Here is a 19453-nt window from a genome sequence, read left to right as displayed (position 1 = left end):
GGGCTTCAGTCCCGGCCGGACCGGTTGCTATAGTGGCGCCGCCCGACCCTGCCGGAGACCATCATGAAGCTGTTGCGCTGGGGCCCGCCGGACGCCGAAAAGCCCGGACTGATCGCTGCCGACGGCAGCATCCGCGATCTCTCGGCCGAGATCGCCGACCTCGCCCCCGCGCGCATGACGCCCGCCGACTGGGACCGCCTGCACGGCCTCGATCCCGCCGCCCTGCCCGCGGTGCCGGCCGGCGAACGGCTCGGGCCGCCGGTGGCGGGGGTCGGCAACATCGTCTGCATCGGCCTCAACTACCACGACCACGCGCGGGAAACCGGCATCCCGGCCCCGCCGGAGCCCATCGTCTTCAACAAGCACACGGGCGCGCTGACCGGCCCGGCCGGCCCGGTGCCGCTGCCGCGCGGGTCGCTGAAGATGGACTGGGAGGCGGAGCTGGCCGTCGTCATCGGCACCCGCGCCTATGCGGTGCGCGAGCAGGACGCGCTGGCGCATGTCGCCGGGTACTGCGTCGCCAACGACGTGTCGGAGCGTGTCTATCAGATGGAGCGCGGCGGCCAGTGGGTGAAGGGCAAGTCGTGCCCCGGCTTCTGCCCGCTCGGCCCGTGGCTGGTGACGCCCGACGAGGTGCCGGACCCGCAGGCCCTGCGCGTGTGGCTGGAGGTCAACGGCCGCCGCATGCAGGACGGCACCACCGCCGACATGATCTTCCCCGTCGCCTTCCTGGTCAGCTACCTCAGCCGCTTCATGGCGCTGCAGCCCGGCGACGTGATCCTGACCGGCACGCCGGCGGGCACCGGGCTCGGCCACGACACCTTCCTGCGCGAGGGCGACCGCATCCGCCTCGGCATCGACGGCCTGGGGGAGCAGGACCAGCCGGTGACCGCCAACGGCGCCGGCAACGGCGGCGGCCACTGACGGGGCGCCTGCCGACGCAAGGGGCGGCGCCGGCGCCGCCCCCGGCACGGCGTCAGCCGAACTTTTCCAGCTGTCCCTTGCGCAGCGACTCGAACAGGCCGGCGCAGACCATGCGCAGGTCTTCGGCGTTGCGCACGCTGCCCGAGCCCGGCAGGGCGTCGGGCTGGTAGTTGAACGAGTTGTTGAACTTGCCGGGGATGGCCTGCCAGATCTTCAGCCGTTCCTCGTCGTTGAGGAAGCGGGCAAAGTCGTCCTCACCGAACTCCTCCGCCGCGAAGACCAGCAGGTCGCGGCCCAGCTCGCGGTTGGCGATCTGCTCCACCATGCGGCTGATGGTCGGCGGCACGTGCTGGCACAGGCGGCCGAGCGCCGGGGCGACGTGCTCGGGCACGTTCATGACGTTGCGCAGGCGGTCGGGCTCGGCGAACAGGCGCCACACCTCGTCGCCGAAGATGGGCGTCAGGCGGCGCACCAGCTGGTCGACGCTGGCGCCCTGCTTGAGGATGGTCTGCAGGCCGACGGAGTGGTGCGTCACCAGCGACTCGAAGGTGGCGCTTTCCAGCTCGGCGATCTGCGGCTCCATCTCGTCGAGCTTGCGCTGTTCGGCGGCGGACGTCTTGGAGCGCGACTTGTTCGCCTTGCCGTCACGCACGCCGAGCTTCACCTCCGCGAAGGCCCGCGCCACGCCGCGCACGACGGAGATGTCGGCGCTCTTGAGCGCCAGCACCGGCTCCAGTTCCTCGGGCGTCTTGAAGAAGGTGATGAGCGAGCCGAGCGCCTCGGCCTGACGGGTGCGCAGGCGGCCGTAGGCGCGCACCATGGTGAACTGCCATTCCTCGCGCAGGTACGGCTTGATGAGCACGTAGACGCCGTGGCCGGGGTACTTGTCGCGGAAGTCGCGCGCTTCGAACACCGGGTCGCCCGACAACAGCTTGCGGGTGGCGACGCTGAGGCGCCCGCCCAGGCTCTTGCGCTCGCGCGCTTCCTCCTTGGCGTGGCGGGCGGCCTCGCGCTTGGCTTCCTTCTCGGCCCAGGCGCGTTCCAGGCGCTCCAGGTAGATGCGCGTCGCTCCCATCAGGTGGGCGCGCACCACCTCGTCGAACGACCGGCCGCAGGGCGCGATGGGCGTGCGGCGGTCGGTGACGGTGCCGCTGCCGTCGGCGGCCTTGAACAGCGGCGCGAACTGCGGCGTGGCCCGCAGCTCCCACCCCATGTCGAGCAGGGCCGGCACCACCTCGGGCAGGTCGGCCAGCACGTCGTCGACCTTGCGCCGGTTGCCCAGCTTGTCGATGAAGTCGCCGCGCCCTGCCTTTTCCAGCAGGGCGAGCAGCACCTCGTAGCCCTTCTGGGCGTGAATGCGGAGTTCGGGACACGTGCGCCGCTCGTTCCCGTCGCCGGCGGCGGCAGCAGGAGGCGGAGGCTTCTTCGTCGTGGGCACGGGCACCAGGTCTCCCTAACGGCGATCGCTCGCCCGCGGGGCGGGCATAGAGACGATCGTACTACGCCTTGTGATCCTGCCCAATGCCCCATTCCCGCGCCCAGCGCAAGCCCGCGATGGTATTGATGCGCGGGCGGTACTCGCAACCGATCCATCCGGCATAGCCGTGGGCGTCGATCAGGTTGAACAGGTAGGGGAAGTTGATTTCGCCGTTGGCGTCGGGTTCGTGCCGGCCCGGCACGCCGGCCACCTGCATGTGGGCGATGCGGTGCAGGTTGCCTTCCAGGAAGTCGGTCAGCCCGCCCTGGGTCATCTGGGCGTGATAGAGGTCGTACTGCAGGAAGAGGTTGCGGTGGTCGACCTCGTCCAGCACCCGCACGGCGTCGTCGGGCCGCTGCAGGAAGTAGCCGGGCATGTCGACGCCGTTGATGGGCTCGATCAGCACCTTCACGCCCCGCGCCTCGCCCTGTGCGGCGGCATAGGCGATGTTGCGCAGGTAGGCGTCGTAGGCGTCTTCCAGCACGTCGGGATCGTCCAGGTCGACGATGCCGGCCATGACGTGCAGACGCTGGCACTTCAGCGCGTTGCACCAGTCGAAGGCGAGGTCGAGGCCGTCGCGGAACTCCTCCTCGCGCCCCGGCAGGGCGGCGAGGCCGCGCTCGCCGGCTTCCCAATCGCCCGGCGGAGCATTACATAGCACCAGGGAAAGCCGATACTCGGCCAGGGCGTCGCCGAAGGCGTCGCGGTCGAGGTGATAGGGGAACTGGACCTCGACGGCCTTGAACCCCACCCCCGCCGCGGCGGAAACGCGATCGAGGAAGGGCCGGTCGGTGAACAGCGTGGACAGATTGGCGGAAAAACGAGGCATGGAACCTCCCGTGGACGACGCGCTACTATAGCGCCCCCGCTCCGGGACGAAAGCCTCGGCGTCGACCGTCGGCGCTTCCAGTGGCCGATGCATACAGTGATAGAGGACAGATGCGACACGATCTCGTCGAGAAGTACGACCTGCGCCTGCCGCGCTACACGTCGTACCCCACCGCCCCCCACTTCACGCCGCAGGTGACGGGCGAGACCTACGGGACGTGGCTGGCCGAGCTGCCGGCGGACGAGGAGTTGTCGCTCTACTTCCACATCGCCTATTGCGCCGAGATGTGCTGGTTCTGCGGCTGCCACACCAAGATCACCAAGCGCTACGACCCCATCGCCGTCTACCTGGAGGCCCTGCTGGCCGAGGTGGACCTAGTGGCGGCCAAGCTGCCGCACCGCTTCAAGGCGCGGCACGTGCACTTCGGCGGCGGCACGCCGTCGATCCTGACGGCCGAGGACTTCAAGCGCACCATGGACAAGGTGCGCCAGCACTTCGACCTGACGGCCGACGCCGAGGTCGCGGTGGAGTTGGACCCGCGCACCGCCAACGAGGCCTACGTCGTCGCCATGCGCGAGGCCGGCGTGACGCGCGCGAGCCTCGGCGTGCAGGATTTCAACCGCAAGGTCCAGGAAGCGGTCAACCGCATCCAGCCCTACGAGATGGTCGAGGAAGTGGCCGGGTTCCTGCGCAAGCACGGCATCACCGAGCTGAACATGGACCTCATCTACGGCCTGCCCTACCAGACGACGGAGAGCGTGGTCGAGACCATCGACCAGGCCGTCACGCTGGCGCCGCGCCGCATCAGCCTGTTCGGCTACGCCCACGTGCCGTGGATGCGCAAGCACCAGACCCTGCTGCCCGAAGAGTCCCTGCCCGGCATGGCCGAACGCTGGAGCCAGTACGAGGCGGCGCAGGACCGCCTGCGCGAGCACGGCTACGTGGCGGTCGGCCTCGACCACTTCGCCGCCCCCGACGACGAGATGGCCAAGGCCCTGAACGAGGCGACGCTCCACCGCAACTTCCAGGGCTACACCACCGACACCGCCTCCACCCTCATCGGCTTCGGCGCCTCCGGCATCGGGTCGCTGCCGCAGGGCTACGTGGCGAACGAGGGCGGCATTCACGCCTACCAGCGCATGGTCCACGACGGCCTGCTGCCGACCACCCGCGGCCGCGGCCTGTCCGACGAGGACAAGCTGCGCCGGGCGGTGATCGAGCGCCTGATGTGCGACCTGTCGGTGGACCTGGAGGAGGTCGCCCGCCCCTGGGGCGTGGCGCCGGACCACTTCACGCCGGAACTGGACGCGCTCGCCGACCTGGAAGGCGACGGCGTGGTCCTCCGCAACGGCTGGCGCCTCACCGTCACCGACGACGGCCGGCCGCTGGTGCGCGCCGTGGCCGCCAAGTTCGACCAGTACCTGAAGGCCGGCGAACAGCGGCACTCCAAGGCGGTCTGACTCCCCTCCCCCCTACATTCTCCGCTTCAGCGACGCCACCACCCGCTCCGCCGTCTGCCCGTCCCACAGGGCGGGCGGCGGGGCGGTGCGGCGGCCGCGTGCCAGGGCGGCTTCGGCTTCGGCCAGCAGGGTGTCGGGCGTCACCAGGCGGTTGCTGCCTTCGGTGATGGTCACCGGCCGCTCGGTGTTGGGGCGGAGCGTTAGGCAGGGGATGCCGAGGTAGGTGGTTTCCTCCTGCACGCCGCCCGAGTCCGTCACCACCAGGGACGCCCGCGTGACCAGCCCCATGAAGTCGATGTAGCCGAGCGGCTCCGTCAGGTGCAGGCGCGGGCTGGCCGCCAGCCGCTCCAGCAGCCCGGCCGCCTCCAGCGTCTTGCGGGTGCGCGGGTGTACCGGGAAGACGAGGTCGACGTCGCGCGCCAGCGCCACCAGCCCGTCCACCAGCCGCCCCAGCACCGCCGGATCGTCCACGTTGGCCGGCCGGTGCAGGGTGACGACGCCGAAGGCGCCGGGGGTGACGCCGAAGCGTTCGTGCGAGGCCTGGTCGGCGATGCGCGGGCGCAGCATCTCGAAGGTGTCGATCATGATGTTGCCGACCCGCTCCACCCGCTCCGGCGCCACGCCCTCACGCGCCAGGTTGGCGTCGCCGTCGGGCGACGGCGTCCACAGCAGGTCGGCGATGCTGTCGGTCACCACCCGGTTGATCTCCTCCGGCATGGTGCGGTCGAAGCTGCGCAGGCCCGCCTCCAGGTGCGCCACCCGGATGCCGAGCTTGGCGCCCACCAGGGCGCAGGCGACGGTGGAGTTGACGTCGCCGACCACGACGATCCAGTCGGGCTGCGTCTCCAGACAGACCTTCTCGTAGGCGATCATGACGCTGCCGGTCTGCTCGGCATGGCTGCCGCTGCCGACGCCGAGGTGGTGGTCGGGCGCCGGGATGGCGAGGTCGCGGAAGAAGGCGTCCGACATGGCGGCGTCGTAGTGCTGGCCGGTGTGGACGAGCGCCGACCGGCACCAGTCCTGGCGCCGCAGGGCGTGCATCAGCGGCGCCACCTTCATGAAGTTCGGACGGGCGGCGGCAATGACGTGCACGAGCGGGAGCATCTCGTCTCCTGGAGTCCGGGGGCGGGGCGTGACCGCTATTCTACGGACGCCGAAGGCCGGCCTGAATTAACAGAAAGGAGAGCCGAGAACTTCATGCGAATTACGCTACGCCGGCCGGGGTAGTCCGTCGTAAACATTGATGTGCAATTGCCGGCGCGCGACCCTTTTGCTGCTGTCGAAAAGGGGAGAATGCATGTCCGTCGCCGGATCCGCCGCCCGCGCCCTGTCACCGCCGCCCCCGGCGGCGGAGGTGCCGCTGGTCGTGCACGTGGTGGACAGCCTGGGCGTCGGCGGCATGGAGAACGGCCTCGTCAACATCGTCAACGCGACGCCGCCGGAGCGCTTCCGCCACGCCATCGTCTGCCTGCGCGAAGCCGGCCCCATGGCCAGGCGCCTGCGGCCGGGAGCGGCGGAGGTCCACGTCCTCGGTAAGAAGGCGGGCAAGGACCCGGCGGCCTACGCCCGGCTGTGGCGGCTGCTGCGCACCTTGCGGCCGCAGGTCGTCCACACCCGCAATCTGCCCGCCGCCGACATGGTGGTGCCGGCCTTCCTGGCCGCAGTGCCCGTGGTGGTGCACGGCGAGCACGGCCGCGACGCCATCGAGGAGACCGGCGCCAACCGCCGCTACAACCTGCTCCGCCGCCTCGTCGAGCCCACCGTCGACCACTACATCGCCCTGTCCGGCGAGATCGAGGACTGGCTGACCGAGCGCGTCGGCCTGCCCGCCGCCAAGGTCGGGCGCATCATCAACGGCGTCGACACCCGCCGCTTCCGCCCCGCCGACGCCGGACGGGCGCCGCTCGCCGGCGCGCCTGCGGGTTTCGCCGGGCCGGATCAGGTGGTGTTCGGCACCGTCGGTCGCATGGCCGGCGTGAAGGACCAGACGACCCTGGCGCGCGCCTTCGTCGACCTGCTCGACCGCGTGCCCGACGGCCGGGCGCGCCTGCGTCTCGTGCTGGTGGGCGACGGCCCGCTGCGGGCGGAATGCGCCGACATCCTGGCGGCGGCGGGGGCGTCCGACCTCGCCTGGCTGCCCGGGCGGCGCGACGACGTGCCGGCGCTGCTGCAGGGCCTCGACGTCTTCGTGCTGCCGTCGCGCACCGAGGGCATCTGCAACACCATCCTGGAAGCCATGGCGACCGGCCTGCCGGTGGTGGCGACCCAGGTCGGCGGCAATCCGGAACTGGTGGAAGACGGCCGCACCGGCATCCTGGTGCCGCGCCTCGCGCCTGCCGCCATGGCGGCGGCCATGGCGCCCTATGCCACGGACGCCTGCCTGCGCCGCGGCCACGGCGCCGCCGGGCGGGCGCGGGCGATCACCGACTTCGCGCTGGAGCGCATGGTTGAGCGCTACCTCGCCACCTACGACCGGCTGCTGGCCCGTCGGGCTCCTCGCCGCGCGCCCCGCCGCGCCTCGGCCTGAGCGGAGGGGGCGAGCGGTGCGCATCCTCACCTTCGGCAACCTGTTCCCGAGCCGCGCCAACCCGCAGAACGGCGTGTTCACCGAGCTGCGGCTGAAGGCCCTGCGCGCCGCCGACACCGAGGTCGAGGCCCGGGTGGTGGCGCCGGTGCCGTGGTTTCCCTTCACCCATCCGCGCTTCGGCGCCTATGCGGTGCACGCCCGGGTGCCGGCGCGGGACGTGCGGGACGGCGTGCCGGTGGTCTATCCGCGGGTGCCGATGATCCCCAAGGTCGGCATGACCCTGGCGCCGCACCTGCTGTACCGCGCCGCGCTGCCGGCGGTGGAGCGGCTGCGGGCGGAGGGGTTCGCCTTCGACCTCATCGACGCCTATTACCTCTATCCCGATGGCGTCGCCGCCGCCCGCCTCGCCCGCCGCTTCGGCGTGCCGCTGGTGCTGACGGCGCTGGGCAGCGACGTCAACATCCTGCCCACCTTCCCGAAGCCCCGTCGCATGATCCTGGAAGCCTGCGCCACCGCCGGGCTGGTGGCGACGGTCAGCCGGTCCCTGCGCGACGCCCTGGTGGAGCTGGGCGTGCCGGCGGAGCGCGTCGCCGTCATCCGCAACGGCGTCGACCTGGACGTCTTCCGCCCGCCCGCCGACCGCCGCGCCCTGCGCGCGTCCCTGCGTCTGCCGCCGCCGGGCGAGGCGCCGGTGCTGCTGTTCGTCGGCAACCTGGTGGCGCTGAAGCGCTGCCACCTGTGCATCGAGGCCCTGACCCGCCTGCCCACCGCCCGCCTGATGATCGCCGGCGAAGGCCCGGAGCGGAGCCGGCTCGCGGCGCTGGCGGAACGGCTCGGGGTCGGCGGGCGCGTGCGCTTCCTCGGCCGGTTGACGCAGGACGCGCTGACGCCGTGGTACGGCGCCGCCGACGCCCTGCTGCTGCCGTCGGAGCGAGAGGGCCTGCCCAACGTGGTGATGGAGGCCATGGCCTGCGGCACGCCCGTCGTCGCCTCGCACCTGCCGGGCACGGCGGAGGCGGTGTCGGTGCCCGCCGCCGGCCGCCTGGTGCCGGAACCCGACGGCGCCGCCCTGGCCGCCGCCGTGCAGGCGCTGCTGGCCGAGTCGCCGCCGCGCGAAGCCACCCGCGCCCACGCCGCCGGCTTCTCGTGGGAGGCCGCCGGGCAGGCCATGGCCGCCCATTACCGCCGACTCCGAAACGTCGAATCACCCGCACCGGTCGCGGCCTGAGGCGAGTCTTCTCCTCGGGGATGCAAGTATTTCGAATAGTCACAAGGCGCTGGTGACATTTCTGTGGCCCGCCTTGTTGCAGCGAGAGCCCTGAATTACTGTTCCAGCCGGGCCGAAGAAGTCTTCCGAACTTTCGTGGTATCCCGGAAACTTTCGGCGTCTCGCGCGGGAACACCTATTTCCGCTGAGAAAAGGTGGTACCATGAAGATCGTTCGGCCACGTTTTACTTCCTTCCGGTCTGCTTTGGCAGTATCGGCCCTTGCCTTGTCTGCCGTCATGGCAACGGGCGGGGTGTCTTCCTCATGGGCGGCGGCGGTCGACGACTTGTTGGACGAGGCGCGTCGGTATCGGGCGGAGGGGCGGGTGAGCGAGAGCATCATTCAGCTCAAGAACGCGCTGCAGGAGCAGCCGTCGAACGCGGAGGCGAACGCCCTCCTCGGCGGCCTCTACATGGACCTCGGCGACACGGCGCGGGCGGAAGTGCAGCTGACGCGCGCGCGCGACCTCGGCGCCCCGGCCGACGACTGGCTGAAGCCGCTGCTGCTGTCGTGGCTGTCCCTCGGCCGCACCCAGGAGGTCCTCGCCACCGTCGCCGACCTGCCCGAAAGCATGCCGGCCCGCCTGCGCGCCGACGCGCTCGCGCTCGCCGGTCGCGCCCATCTCGCCCGCGGCGACGCCGACCGCGCCCGCACCACCTTCGAAGAGGCCGCCGCGCTCGCCCCCGACAGCGCGCTGGCCCACGTCGGCATCGGCCGCATGGCGCTGCGTGACGGCGACCTGGCCGCCGCCGTCGCCGCCGCCCAGGCCGCCCTGAAGGCCGACCCGGAAGAGTCCGATGCCGTCTACCTGGCCGGCGACGTGGCACTCCGCGAAAAGCGCATGGACGACGCGCTGGCGCTCTACCGCGGCCTGCGCGACCGCTACCCGCTGAACCCCTTCGTCCGCATCCCGCTGGCCCAGGCGCTGGTGCAGGCCGACGAACTGGACGCGGCGGATACCGAGATCAGCTTCGTGCTGGAGCGCGTCCAGGGCCTGCCCATGGCGCACTACCTCAAGGGCCTGGTGTCCTACCGCAAGGGCGACCTCGCCGGCGCCGACACCCAGCTGACCGAAGGCTTGGCCATGCAGCCGGGCAACGCCGAGCTGCAGATGCTCGCCGGCCTGACCAAGTACGGCCTCGGCCAGGACGAACAGGCCGTGCGCCTGCTGGAGAGCTTCGCCAACCGCCCCGAGACGCCGACCGAGGTGCGTCTCGCGCTCGGCTCGTCGCTGCTGCGCCTGGGCCGTGCCGAGGACTCCTACGGCGTGCTGTCACAGGTGTCGGAAGCGGTCGCCGACAACGCTCCCGCCGTCGCCCTGCTCGGACAGGCGGCGCAGCAGGCGGGCGACCTGGAGGAAGCCTCGGTCCTGCTGGAGCGCGCCCTGGCGCTCGCCCCCGACGACAGCCGCGTGATCGGCCAGCTGGCGGTGGTGTTCGGCGAGCTGGGCCGCCAGCAGGACGCCATGGACCTGCTCGCCCGTGCCGTCGAGAAGAACCCCGACGACTCGCGCACCCGCAGCCTCTACTTCGCCATGCTGCTGCGCGCCGACAAGGCCACCGAGGCCCTGGCCGTGGCGCAGGCGGTGCAGCAGGCGCGGCCCGACGATGCCGCCGGCTACACCATGGAAGGGCTGGCGCAGGTCGCCCTGCGCGACCAGGACGCCGCCGAGGCCGCCTTCCGCGAGGCCCTGAAGCGCAACCCCGGCGCCAGCGACGCCGCCGGCAACCTGGCCTCGCTGCTCATCATGAAGGGCCGCGACGACGAGGCGCGCGACCTCATGGTCGACGCGCACGCCCAGTCGCCGGGCGATTACGACATCCTCATGCGCCTCGCCCGCATGGCCACCGACCGCGGCGCCATGGACGACGCCCGCACGTGGCTCGACCTCGCCGTGAAGGCCGACCCGACGGCGGTCGAGCCGCGCGTGCGCAGCGCCGCGCTGATGCTGGAGGAACGGCGCTACGAACCGGCGCTCGCCCTCATGCTGCCGCTCATGAACCAGCATCCGCGCGACCCGCGCGTGCTGCGTGCCGTCGCCATCGCCCGCTCGGGCACCGGCGACGTGCCGAACGCCGTCGCCGCCCTGCAGACGCTGGTCGAGGTCGAGCCCAACGAGGCCAACTACCGCCTGCTGCAGTCCGCCGCCCAGCGCGCCGGCGACCGGGTGTTGATGCAGCGCAGCCTGGAACGGCTGGTGCAGCTGGCGCCCGCCGATCCGCTGCCGAAGGTGGCGCTGGCCGAACTCTACATGCAGGACCGCCGCCCCTTCGACGCCGAGCCGTTGGTGGCCGCCGCCGCCGAACTGGCGCCGAACGACCCCAAGGTGATCGAGCAGCAGGCCCGCCTGCGGCTCGAGTCCGACCGCGCCGGCGGCACCGAGTTCCTGCGCTCGCGCCTGACCGGAATGGAGACGCCGCCGCGCAACCTGGTGATCCTGCTCGCCCACGCCGAGTTCGACGGCGACCGCGAGGCCGGCATCACCCGCGTCGCGCAGTGGCTGGAAGCCAACCCCGACGACCAGGACGCCCGCTTCCTGCTGTCCAACTGGCAGATCGGGCAGGAGAACTGGGCCGGCGCCGCCGACAACCTGCGGCGCGTCACCGAGGCGCAGCCGGCCAACTGGATCGCCCGCAACAACTACGCCTGGGTGCTGCTGCGCAAGGGCGACGCAGAGACGGCCCTCGAGCAAGCGGAAGTCGCCCGTACCCACGGCGGCGACCGCCCCGAGATCCTCGATACCGAAGGCCAGATCCGGCTGGCCCTCGGGCAGCCGGCGGAAGCGGAACTGCTGTTCCGTCGCGCCGCCGGACAAAGTGCGAAACCGGGCTTCCGTCTTAACCTTGCGGAAGCATTGGTCGTGCAAAATAAGTCCAAAGAGGCGCGAGAGGTCCTGAACGACCTGATCGCGACCGACGACTTCGCCGGAAAAAACCAGGCTCGCGACTTACTCGCCCGACTGGGGGATTGACCCCCGCGGCCGAACCCGTGCGCGCGCCCCGTGAGAGAGAGTGACCCCCAAGGGTCGGCGGAACGAACGGCAGAAAAAACATGCCGCGTCCGCCGACCGGACCCGAGACCCGGTAGAGAGACCGCAGAGAGAGAGTACAGAGATGACCGTGAGCCAGATCGCCTTGGCAGGGCGCCCGAGGGCGTCAGCCGTCCTGCCCGTGCCCCCGCGCAGCGAAGGGGCGGAGCCCTTGTTCGACCTCTACAACCGGCACTTCGTCGTGGTGCCGGCCGATACGGCCGAACTGAAGCAGCAGGTGTTCCACCTGCGCTACCAGGTGCTGGCCGAAGAGAATTCCTATCTCGACCCGGCCGACTACCCGGACCAGATGGAATGGGACGAATACGACGACCGCTCGGAGCACTACCTGCTCATGCATCGGGTGACCGGCGAGACGGCGGGCACGGTCCGCCTCATCCTGCCGCAGGTCGACCGCCCGGGCGACGAGTTGCAGTTCGTCCACCACTGCGAGCTGCCCGACCTCGGCTCCCGCGTGCCCTTCGCCCGCGCCGGGGAGGTATCGCGCTTCGCGGTGACCAAGGCCTTCCGCCGCCGCCTGACGGACGGGTCCATCATGCCCGACGTCTACGACCCGCGCATGGGCAAGTTGCCGAAGGACGACGAAGTGCGCCGCCTGGTGCCCTACATCACCATCGGCCTGCTGCAGGGCATCGTCCACGGCATGCTGAAGCACCGCCTGTCCTACGTCAGCATGGTGACGGAGCCGACCCTGCTGCGCCTGCTGCAGCGTTTCGGCATCTACTTCGAGACCCTCGGCCCGCTGGTGCCGCTCTACGGCTGGCGTCAGCCCTGCGGCCGCGAGCTGTGCGACCTGCTGCACGACGTCCATGCCGAGCGCCCCGACGTGTGGGACATCCTCACCGACCGCGGCCGCCTGAACCGCGAGCTGGAAACCTACGCGCCCTGACGGGCGCCGGCGGTCAGGAGCCAGCCCCGTCCAGAGGCCTGAGGGGGTCTTCCGGACGGGGGTGGTCCCCGCCGCCGTGAGACCGGCCGCACGGACAAGACGAAAACGGGGGAGGCCCATGGGCCTCCCCCGTTCGTATCGGAGCCGTTGGTGCCGGCCGGTTCAGCCGGGCGCCGGCACCTGGGTCTGCAGCGCCAGGGCGTGCAGGTCGCCGCCCATCTTGCCCTTGAGCGCGCCGTAGACCATCTGGTGCTGCTGCACGCGGCTCTTGCCCTCGAAGGCCGACGACACGACCAGCGCGGCGTAGTGGTCGCCGTCGCCGCGCAGGTCCTCGATGGTCACTTCCGCGTCGGGGAAGGCATCCTTGATGAGCCGTTCGATTTCGTTGGCTTCCATCGCCATGATCGGTCCTCCGTTCAGTGTTACGCCGGGGCGCCCGGGTGCTCCACGGCTTCGCCGCCGGCCATGTAGGCGGGCATCCACGCCTCGTTGACGGCGCGCAGCTGGGCCACCGCCGGGCCGGCGACGCCGTCGACGACCACATGGTCGCCGCCGGTGAAGCCGAGCACCCGCACCGGCACCTTGGCTTCCTCGGCCTCGGCGACGATGGCGGCCACGTCCGTTTCCTTCACCGTCACGATATAGCGACCCTGGTCCTCGCCGAACAGGTAGGCGTGGCGCGGGCCCGGATCGGTCTTGATCTCGAAGCCCATGCCGCCGGCCAGCGCCATCTCGGTCAGCGCCACCAGCAGGCCGCCGTCGGACACGTCGTGGCAGGCGGTGACGCGGCGGGCGCGGATGAGGCCGCGCACGTGGTCGCCGACCTTGCGCTCGTGCGCCAGGTCCACCGGCGGCGGCGCGCCGTCCTCGCGGCCGAGCAGCTCGCGCAGATACAGCGACTGGGCGAGCCAGCCGGCGCCGCGCTCGCCGAGGGTTTCGCCGAACACCAGGATGATGTCGTCGTCGTCCTTGAAGGCGATGGTCGCCATGGTGTCCAGGTCGTCGATCAGGCCGATGGCGCCGATGGCCGGCGTCGGCATGATGGGCTGGCCCTGGGTCTCGTTGTACAGCGACACGTTGCCCGACACGACCGGGAAGTCGAGCGTCACGCAGGCCTCGGCCATGCCCTGGCAGGCGCCGACGAACTGGCCCATGATCACCGGCTTCTCCGGGTTGCCGAAGTTCATGTTGTCGGTGATGGCGAGCGGCCGGGCGCCGACGGCGGTCAGGTTGCGCCAGGCTTCCGCGACGGCCTGCTTGCCGCCCTCCACCGGGTCGGACTCGACGTAGCGCGGCGTGCAGTCGGTGGTGACGGCGAGGCCGCGGTTGCTGCCGTGCAGGCGCACGACGCCGGCGTCCCCGCCGGGGCGCTGGGTGGTGTCACCCATGACCATGTGGTCGTACTGCTCCCAGATCCAGCGGCGGCTGGCGAGGTCGGGGCAGCCCATGAGCTTGCTCAGGGCTTCCGGCCACGGCACCTCGGTGATCTCGTTGGAGCGGATGCCGCGGGTCTCGCGCACGATCTCGTACGGGCGGTCGTATTCCGGCGAGGCCATGGCGAGGGGGTCGATGGGCAGGTCGCCCACCACGTCGCCGTGCCACTTCAGCACCATGCGGCCCGAGTCGGTGAGGTGGCCGATGACCGCGAAGTCCAGCTCCCACTTGTGGAAGATGGCCCGCGCCAGGTCTTCCTTGCCGGGCTTCAGCACCATGAGCATGCGCTCCTGGCTTTCCGACAGCATCAGCTCGTAGGGGGTCATGCCCTCTTCGCGCATGGGCACCCGGTCGAGGTCCAGCTCGACGCCGAGGCCGCCCTTGGACGCCATCTCGAAGGACGACGAGGTCAGGCCGGCCGCGCCCATGTCCTGGATGGCGACGATGGCGTCGGTCGCCATCAGTTCGAGGCAGGCCTCGATGAGCAGCTTCTCGGTGAACGGGTCGCCGACCTGCACGGTCGGGCGCTTCTCTTCCGACTTCTCGTCGAACTCGGCCGACGCCATGGTGGCGCCGTGGATGCCGTCGCGGCCGGTCTTCGACCCGGCGTAGACCACCGGGTTGCCGACGCCGGCGGCGGCCGAATAGAAGATCTTGTCCGCTTCGGCGACGCCCACGGTCATGGCGTTGACCAGGATGTTGCCGTTGTAGGACTTGTGGAAGTTGGTCTCGCCGCCGATGGTCGGCACGCCGACGCAGTTGCCGTAGCCGCCGATGCCGGCGACGACCCCGGCCACCAGGTGGCGGGTCTTCGGATGGCTCGGGTCGCCGAAGCGCAGGGCGTTCATGTTGGCCACGGGGCGCGCGCCCATGGTGAAGACGTCGCGCAGGATGCCGCCGACGCCGGTCGCCGCACCCTGGTAGGGCTCGATGAACGACGGGTGGTTGTGGCTCTCCATCTTGAAGATGGCGGCCAAGCCCTCGCCGATGTCGACCACGCCAGCGTTCTCGCCGGGGCCGCAAATGACCCACGGCGCCTTGGTCGGCAGGGTCTTCAGCCACTTCTTCGACGACTTGTAGGAGCAGTGCTCCGACCACATGACCGAGAAGATGCCGAGCTCGGTCAGGTTGGGCTCGCGGCCCATGATGTCGAGCACCAGCTTGTACTCGTCCGGCGTCAGGCCGTGCTGGGCGACGATTTCCGGAGTGATCTCGCTCACGACAGGGCCTCCAGCAGGGACTTGAACATGGGCACGCCGTCGGTGCCGCCGAGGTGGTCGTCGATCAGCCGCTCGGGGTGCGGCATGAGGCCGAGGACCGTGCGGCGCTCGTTGAACAGGCCGGCGATGTTGTTGCGGCTGCCGTTGATGTTGGCGGCGTCGTCGACTCGGCCGTCGGGGTGGGCGTAGCGGAACGCCACCTGGCCCTGGCCCTCGACGCGCGCCAGCGTCTCGTCGTCGGCGAAGTAGTTGCCGTCGTGGTGGGCGACGGGGTAGCGCACCACCTCGCCGTCGCGGTAGCCGCGGGTGAAGTCGCTGCCGGCGCTTTCCACCTTCAGGTGGACGTCCTTGCAGATGAACTTGAGGCCGCGGTTGCGCATGAGCGCGCCGGGCAGCAGGCCGGCTTCCGTCAGGATCTGGAAGCCGTTGCAGATGCCGAGGACGCGCACGCCCTTCTCGGCCTGCGCCTTCACTTCGCGCATCACCGGCGAATGGGCGGCCATGGCGCCGGAGCGCAGGTAGTCGCCGTAGGAGAACCCGCCGGGGACGACGATGAGATCCAGGTCCGGCACCTCGGTCTCGCGGTGCCACAGCATGATGGGCTTGGTGCCCATGATCCGGTCCACCGCCACCGCCACGTCGCGGTCGCAGTTGGAGCCGGGGAATACGATGACGGCGGCTTTCATGACGTCATTCGGCCTTCGACAAGGGGAAAGGGGCGCGATCGCGGCGGCCGGCCGGCGCGGGGGCGCCGGCGGCGGAGCGGCGTCAGCCTTCCAGATCGACCGTGAAGTTCTCGATCACCGTGTTGGCGAGGAGTTCGCGGCACATGCGCTCGACGGCCTCGCGCGCCTTGGCGGGGTCGGTCTCGTCGAGGTCGAGTTCGATGTACTTGCCCTGGCGGACCTCCTGCACGCCCTCGAAGCCCAGCGACTGGAGCGCGTGGCTGACGGCCTTGCCCTGCGGGTCGAGCACACCGGGCTTGAGGGTCACGTGTACCTTGGCTTTCACGGCCTGACGTCCTTATGAAAGGTAGTGAAACGGGGGATGAAGCGGCGAAGGGCCGGCGCGCGGGGTGCGGGCCGGCCCTTCGGGTTCCTTACTGGACGGTATCGGGCGCCGGGGCGTCGGCCGGGCCGGCCTCGGGCAGGATGCCGAGACGGCGGGCGACTTCCTGGTAGGCGCCTTCGACGTTGCCCATGTCGCGGCGGAAGCGGTCCTTGTCCAGCTTCTCGTTGGTCTTGGCGTCCCACAGGCGGCAGTTGTCGGGGCTGATCTCGTCGGCCAGCACGATCTGCATGTCGCCGCTTTCGTGCCACAGACGGCCGAACTCCAGCTTGAAGTCCACCAGCTTGATGCCGATGCCGAGGAACAGGCCGGACAGGTAGTCGTTGATGCGCAGCGACAGCGCGATGATCTCGTCGATTTCCTGGATGGTCGCCCAGCCGAAGGCCGTGATGTGCTCTTCCGACACCATCGGGTCGTTCAGCTCGTCGTTCTTGTAGTAGTACTCGACGATGGAGCGCGGCAGCGGCGTGCCCTCGGCGATGCCGAAGCGGGTGGCGATGGAGCCAGCGGCGACGTTGCGGATCACCACTTCGATGGGGATGATCTCCACTTCCCGCACCAGCTGCTCACGCATGTTGAGACGGCGGATGAAGTGGGTCGGCACGCCGATCTCGTTCAACCGGTTCATCAGGTATTCGCTGATGCGGTTGTTGAGCACGCCCTTGCCGGTGATCGTGCCCTTCTTCTTGTTGTTGAAGGCGGTCGCGTCGTCCTTGAAGTACTGGACCAGCGTGCCCGGCTCCGGCCCCTCGAACAGGACCTTCGCCTTGCCTTCGTAAATCATTCTGCGTCGTGCCATGTCCGTCGTCCGGTGCAGGCTTCCGGAAACCGGCTCTCCGGAAGCGGGAAATGAAAGTGGGCGGGCCGGAGAATGGCTCTCCGCCCGCCTGACCGCGATGCGGGCTGTATAGCAGGGCGGGGCCGCGCATACAACGGCGGAGGACCGCCGGGCGCCGCCTCAGTCGAGCCGCACCGGCAGGAACGGCGCGGCGTCGGGGCGCCCCTCGGCGAAGGAAAAGCGCGGCGGCTCCTCCCGCCCGATGGCCGGCAGCGCCAGCAGCGCCGAGGAGACAGTGCCGAATCCGCGCTCGGTCATGAAGCACATGGCGGCGGTGGCGCGCTCGCCCTCGGCCGTCTCGGTTCCCGCGAGCAGCCCCGGCCAGTCGCCCCACGCCCCGGCTTCCGGGTCGGGCGCGGCGGCGGCGCGGAAGCGCGGCAGCCAGCGGGCGATGCGCGGGTCGAGGTCGTCGTTCAGGTCGAAGGCGGTCAGCATGCTCACCCCTTCGGGTAGCGGCTGCACCACGATGCCGTCACCGTCGTTGCGCAGCCAGAAGGCATCGCGGTTGTCGGCCACCACCATGTTGAAGGGGCGGTAGGCCAGCGGGTCGAGGTCGGCCAGCGCCTCGGCGGCGGCATCGGCGTCGGCGTGGTCCAGCGCCTCCAGCACCAGTTCGCCGCGCGAGCGCTTGCCCGGCGCCGGGCCGAGGGTGTTGACCCGATTGAGCATGGCGGCCATGACGCCGGCCTCGTTCAGGCCGAGCCAACTGCCGCCGGCCAGCACGTCGAGGCCGCCGATCACCTCCGGCCGGTCGGGCCAGTGGCGGGCCGGCGGACGCCACGGCCGGTCCTGCATTTCGTCCCTGTTGGCGGCGACGACGAGCGGCCACATATCAGTAGGACGGCGCAGGATCACGATGGAGCACATAGGGTCTTCGTCCGAAAAATAAGGTACACGTTGGGGTGGGCAGGCTGTATAAGGGGGCGGCCATTTCAGCCGGCGCCGTGTTCCCCTAGAGGCCGGAGCCGCCGCCGCCCGTCATAGTTCAGCCATTAGGGGATTAGCGCAACATGAGCGACGCCTTCAACGAGCGGGAAAAGGGTTTCGAGGCGAAGTTCAGGCTGGATCAGGAACTCGAGTTCAAGATCAACGCCCGCCGCGACAAGCTGTTCGGCCTCTGGGCGGCCGAAGCCATGGGCATGGCCGGTGGCGGTGCGGAAGCCTACGCCCGTTCGGTGATCGCCGCCGACCTGGAAGAGAAGGGTGACGACGACGTCATCCGCAAGGTCTTCCGCGATCTGCAGCAGCACGAGGTGGACATCACCGAAGGCCGCCTGCGCATCAAGCTCGAGAAGTTCCACGCCGAAGCTCGCCGCCAGCTGATGAGCGAGATCGAGTCGGGCTCCGACAAGACCTGATCGCACCGCCGGCCGCCACCACACTCCGCGCCGCCCGCCAGGGGCCGCAGCGGAGCACGTACGGCTGCCGCGACGCGACGAAACGACGCCGTGACGGCCGGGCAAGTCCCGGCCGTCGCCGTTTCCGCACCCGGGCCGCGTCACCCGCGGCAGTGTTCGAACGTTGGCCTTATGATCGCCATCGTCCGGGTGCTCCCTACCCCCCATGCGCCACTTCATTCCCGTCGCCCTGCTGCTGATCGTCGCCGGCCTCGCGCTGGCGGTGTGGCGAGGGCCCGTGGAGGTGCCGGACCGCTGGAACCCGTGGGCGCCGCTGCGCATCACCGAGGCGCCCAACATCCTCACCCCCATGAAGCTGTCGCTGCTGGAAGCCGACGGCGACCTGTGCCGCGCCGCGCTCGCCTCCGCCGACGCGCTGGCCTGGACGCCCCTGCCCGACCGCCCGTCGGAGGAGGGCTGCGGCCTGACGGATGCGGTGCGCATCACCGAGGCCGAGCCCGGCTTCGGCGAGCCGATCACCGCCACCTGCCGCCTCGCCGTCGCCTGGGCGCTGTTCGAACACCACGAGCTGGCCCCGGCGGCGCAGGAGGAACTGGGGACGGAGGTCGCCCGCATCGGCCACTACGGCACCCAGGTCTGCCGCAACATCGCCGGGTCGAGCCGCCGCAGCGAACACGCGACGGCCAATGCGCTCGACCTGTCGTCCCTGCGCCTCGCCGACGGCCGCACGGTGAGCGTCGCCCGCCACTGGGAGGAAGACAGCCCGCGCGGCCGCTTCCTGCGCCGCATCCACGCCGGCGCCTGCCGGTTCTTCGACGTGGTCCTCGGCCCCGACTACAACGCCGCCCACGCCGACCACCTGCACCTCGACATGGGGCCCTTCGGCACCTGCCGGTGAGGCGGTGTCAGTCGTCCAGCCTGTCACCCGGCTGCGGCGGCGCATCGGGCGCCCCGGCCACATACCGGCGGAAGGTATCGGCATCCGCGCCGGTCGGTCGGCGAGCGAAGAACTCCTCGGTCGCAGTAAGCACGCCCACCTTCTCCGCCACCGCAGGACTGCGGGATGCCGGCGGCCTGCGCAGATCGCGTCCTTCGCCCATCGGTGTTCTCCGT

The 19453-nt window shown here is 70.6% G+C and carries 18 protein-coding genes; 8 read left to right on the top strand and 10 right to left on the bottom strand.

All coding sequences use genetic code 11. The features are described from left to right. Positions 1 to 63 precede the first annotated feature (63 nt). A complete protein-coding gene (locus CRP50_RS02115; protein ID WP_097277317.1) occupies positions 64 to 924 on the top strand; it encodes a fumarylacetoacetate hydrolase family protein in 861 nt (286 codons plus the stop codon). A gap of 52 nt (positions 925 to 976) precedes the next feature. On the opposite strand, the gene CRP50_RS02110 is transcribed toward CRP50_RS02115, so the two are convergent. Both CRP50_RS02110 and otnI read right to left on the bottom strand, forming a co-directional pair. After that, positions 977 to 2362 carry a hypothetical protein gene (locus tag CRP50_RS02110; RefSeq protein WP_141415050.1) on the bottom strand — a complete coding sequence of 462 codons (1386 nt, stop codon included), beginning with the start codon at positions 2360 to 2362 and terminating at the stop codon, positions 977 to 979. 61 nt (positions 2363 to 2423) lie between these two features. Next, positions 2424 to 3230, bottom strand: coding sequence for a 2-oxo-tetronate isomerase (otnI, locus tag CRP50_RS02105; RefSeq protein ID WP_097277315.1), 807 nt, complete (start codon positions 3228 to 3230; stop codon positions 2424 to 2426). 110 nt (positions 3231 to 3340) lie between these two features. On the opposite strand from otnI, the gene hemN reads away from it, so the two are divergent. Further along, positions 3341 to 4690, top strand: a complete 1350-nt coding sequence (gene hemN / locus CRP50_RS02100; RefSeq protein ID WP_097277314.1) for an oxygen-independent coproporphyrinogen III oxidase — start codon at positions 3341 to 3343, stop codon at positions 4688 to 4690. Between the two features lie 12 nt (positions 4691 to 4702). Here the strand turns inward: hemN and wecB are convergent, their stop codons facing one another. After that, the gene (wecB, locus tag CRP50_RS02095) at positions 4703 to 5794 is read right to left on the bottom strand and encodes a non-hydrolyzing UDP-N-acetylglucosamine 2-epimerase (protein WP_097277313.1); all 1092 of its coding nucleotides are present in this window, start codon (positions 5792 to 5794) and stop codon (positions 4703 to 4705) included. A 193-nt stretch (positions 5795 to 5987) separates the two neighbouring features. On the opposite strand from wecB, the gene CRP50_RS25875 reads away from it, so the two are divergent. From CRP50_RS25875 to CRP50_RS02075, 4 genes are all read left to right on the top strand, one after another. After that, positions 5988 to 7217: a TIGR03088 family PEP-CTERM/XrtA system glycosyltransferase gene (locus CRP50_RS25875; protein WP_097277312.1), complete on the top strand. Its 1230-nt coding sequence runs from the start codon at positions 5988 to 5990 to the stop codon at positions 7215 to 7217. A gap of 16 nt (positions 7218 to 7233) precedes the next feature. Next, positions 7234 to 8445, top strand: a complete 1212-nt coding sequence (locus CRP50_RS02085; RefSeq protein WP_097277311.1) for a glycosyltransferase — start codon at positions 7234 to 7236, stop codon at positions 8443 to 8445. 202 nt (positions 8446 to 8647) lie between these two features. Continuing rightward, entirely contained in the window at positions 8648 to 11455 is a 2808-nt protein-coding gene (prsT, locus tag CRP50_RS02080; protein ID WP_097277310.1) for an XrtA/PEP-CTERM system TPR-repeat protein PrsT, read from the top strand. 142 nt (positions 11456 to 11597) lie between these two features. Next, on the top strand, positions 11598 to 12422 hold the full coding sequence (locus tag CRP50_RS02075; protein ID WP_097277309.1) for a PEP-CTERM/exosortase system-associated acyltransferase: 825 nt from the start codon (positions 11598 to 11600) through the stop codon (positions 12420 to 12422). A 162-nt stretch (positions 12423 to 12584) separates the two neighbouring features. Here CRP50_RS02075 and CRP50_RS02070 read toward each other — a convergent pair whose 3' ends face one another. The 6 genes from CRP50_RS02070 to CRP50_RS02045 form a co-directional block, all read right to left on the bottom strand. After that, positions 12585 to 12824: a BolA family protein gene (locus CRP50_RS02070; protein WP_097277308.1), complete on the bottom strand. Its 240-nt coding sequence runs from the start codon at positions 12822 to 12824 to the stop codon at positions 12585 to 12587. A 20-nt stretch (positions 12825 to 12844) separates the two neighbouring features. After that, positions 12845 to 15076, bottom strand: a complete 2232-nt coding sequence (gene purL / locus CRP50_RS02065) for a phosphoribosylformylglycinamidine synthase subunit PurL (protein WP_097277307.1) — start codon at positions 15074 to 15076, stop codon at positions 12845 to 12847. Continuing rightward, the gene (gene purQ, locus CRP50_RS02060; protein WP_097277306.1) at positions 15073 to 15762 is read right to left on the bottom strand and encodes a phosphoribosylformylglycinamidine synthase subunit PurQ; all 690 of its coding nucleotides are present in this window, start codon (positions 15760 to 15762) and stop codon (positions 15073 to 15075) included. Before purQ ends, purL begins: the two co-directional genes overlap by 4 nt. A gap of 82 nt (positions 15763 to 15844) precedes the next feature. Beyond that, positions 15845 to 16087 (bottom strand): phosphoribosylformylglycinamidine synthase subunit PurS, encoded by a 243-nt coding sequence (purS, locus tag CRP50_RS02055; RefSeq protein WP_097277305.1) that lies wholly within the window; start codon positions 16085 to 16087, stop codon positions 15845 to 15847. Positions 16088 to 16175: 88 nt separating this feature from the next. After that, positions 16176 to 16943 carry a phosphoribosylaminoimidazolesuccinocarboxamide synthase gene (purC, locus tag CRP50_RS02050; protein ID WP_097277304.1) on the bottom strand — a complete coding sequence of 256 codons (768 nt, stop codon included), beginning with the start codon at positions 16941 to 16943 and terminating at the stop codon, positions 16176 to 16178. A 159-nt stretch (positions 16944 to 17102) separates the two neighbouring features. Further along, positions 17103 to 17849 carry an NRDE family protein gene (locus tag CRP50_RS02045; protein WP_097277303.1) on the bottom strand — a complete coding sequence of 249 codons (747 nt, stop codon included), beginning with the start codon at positions 17847 to 17849 and terminating at the stop codon, positions 17103 to 17105. Positions 17850 to 17992: 143 nt separating this feature from the next. On the opposite strand from CRP50_RS02045, the gene CRP50_RS02040 reads away from it, so the two are divergent. After that, on the top strand, positions 17993 to 18340 hold the full coding sequence (locus tag CRP50_RS02040; RefSeq protein ID WP_097277302.1) for a DUF1476 domain-containing protein: 348 nt from the start codon (positions 17993 to 17995) through the stop codon (positions 18338 to 18340). Between the two features lie 205 nt (positions 18341 to 18545). Further along, positions 18546 to 19238: an extensin family protein gene (locus CRP50_RS02035; RefSeq protein ID WP_097277301.1), complete on the top strand. Its 693-nt coding sequence runs from the start codon at positions 18546 to 18548 to the stop codon at positions 19236 to 19238. Between the two features lie 7 nt (positions 19239 to 19245). Here CRP50_RS02035 and CRP50_RS02030 read toward each other — a convergent pair whose 3' ends face one another. After that, positions 19246 to 19440, bottom strand: a complete 195-nt coding sequence (locus CRP50_RS02030; protein ID WP_097277300.1) for a hypothetical protein — start codon at positions 19438 to 19440, stop codon at positions 19246 to 19248. Positions 19441 to 19453 lie beyond the last annotated feature (13 nt).

This window comes from Caenispirillum bisanense (genome assembly GCF_900230255.1).
GTDB classification, from domain to species: Bacteria; Pseudomonadota; Alphaproteobacteria; order Rhodospirillales; family Rhodospirillaceae; genus Caenispirillum; species Caenispirillum bisanense_A.
This window is presented reverse-complemented; position numbering and strand designations above follow the sequence as displayed.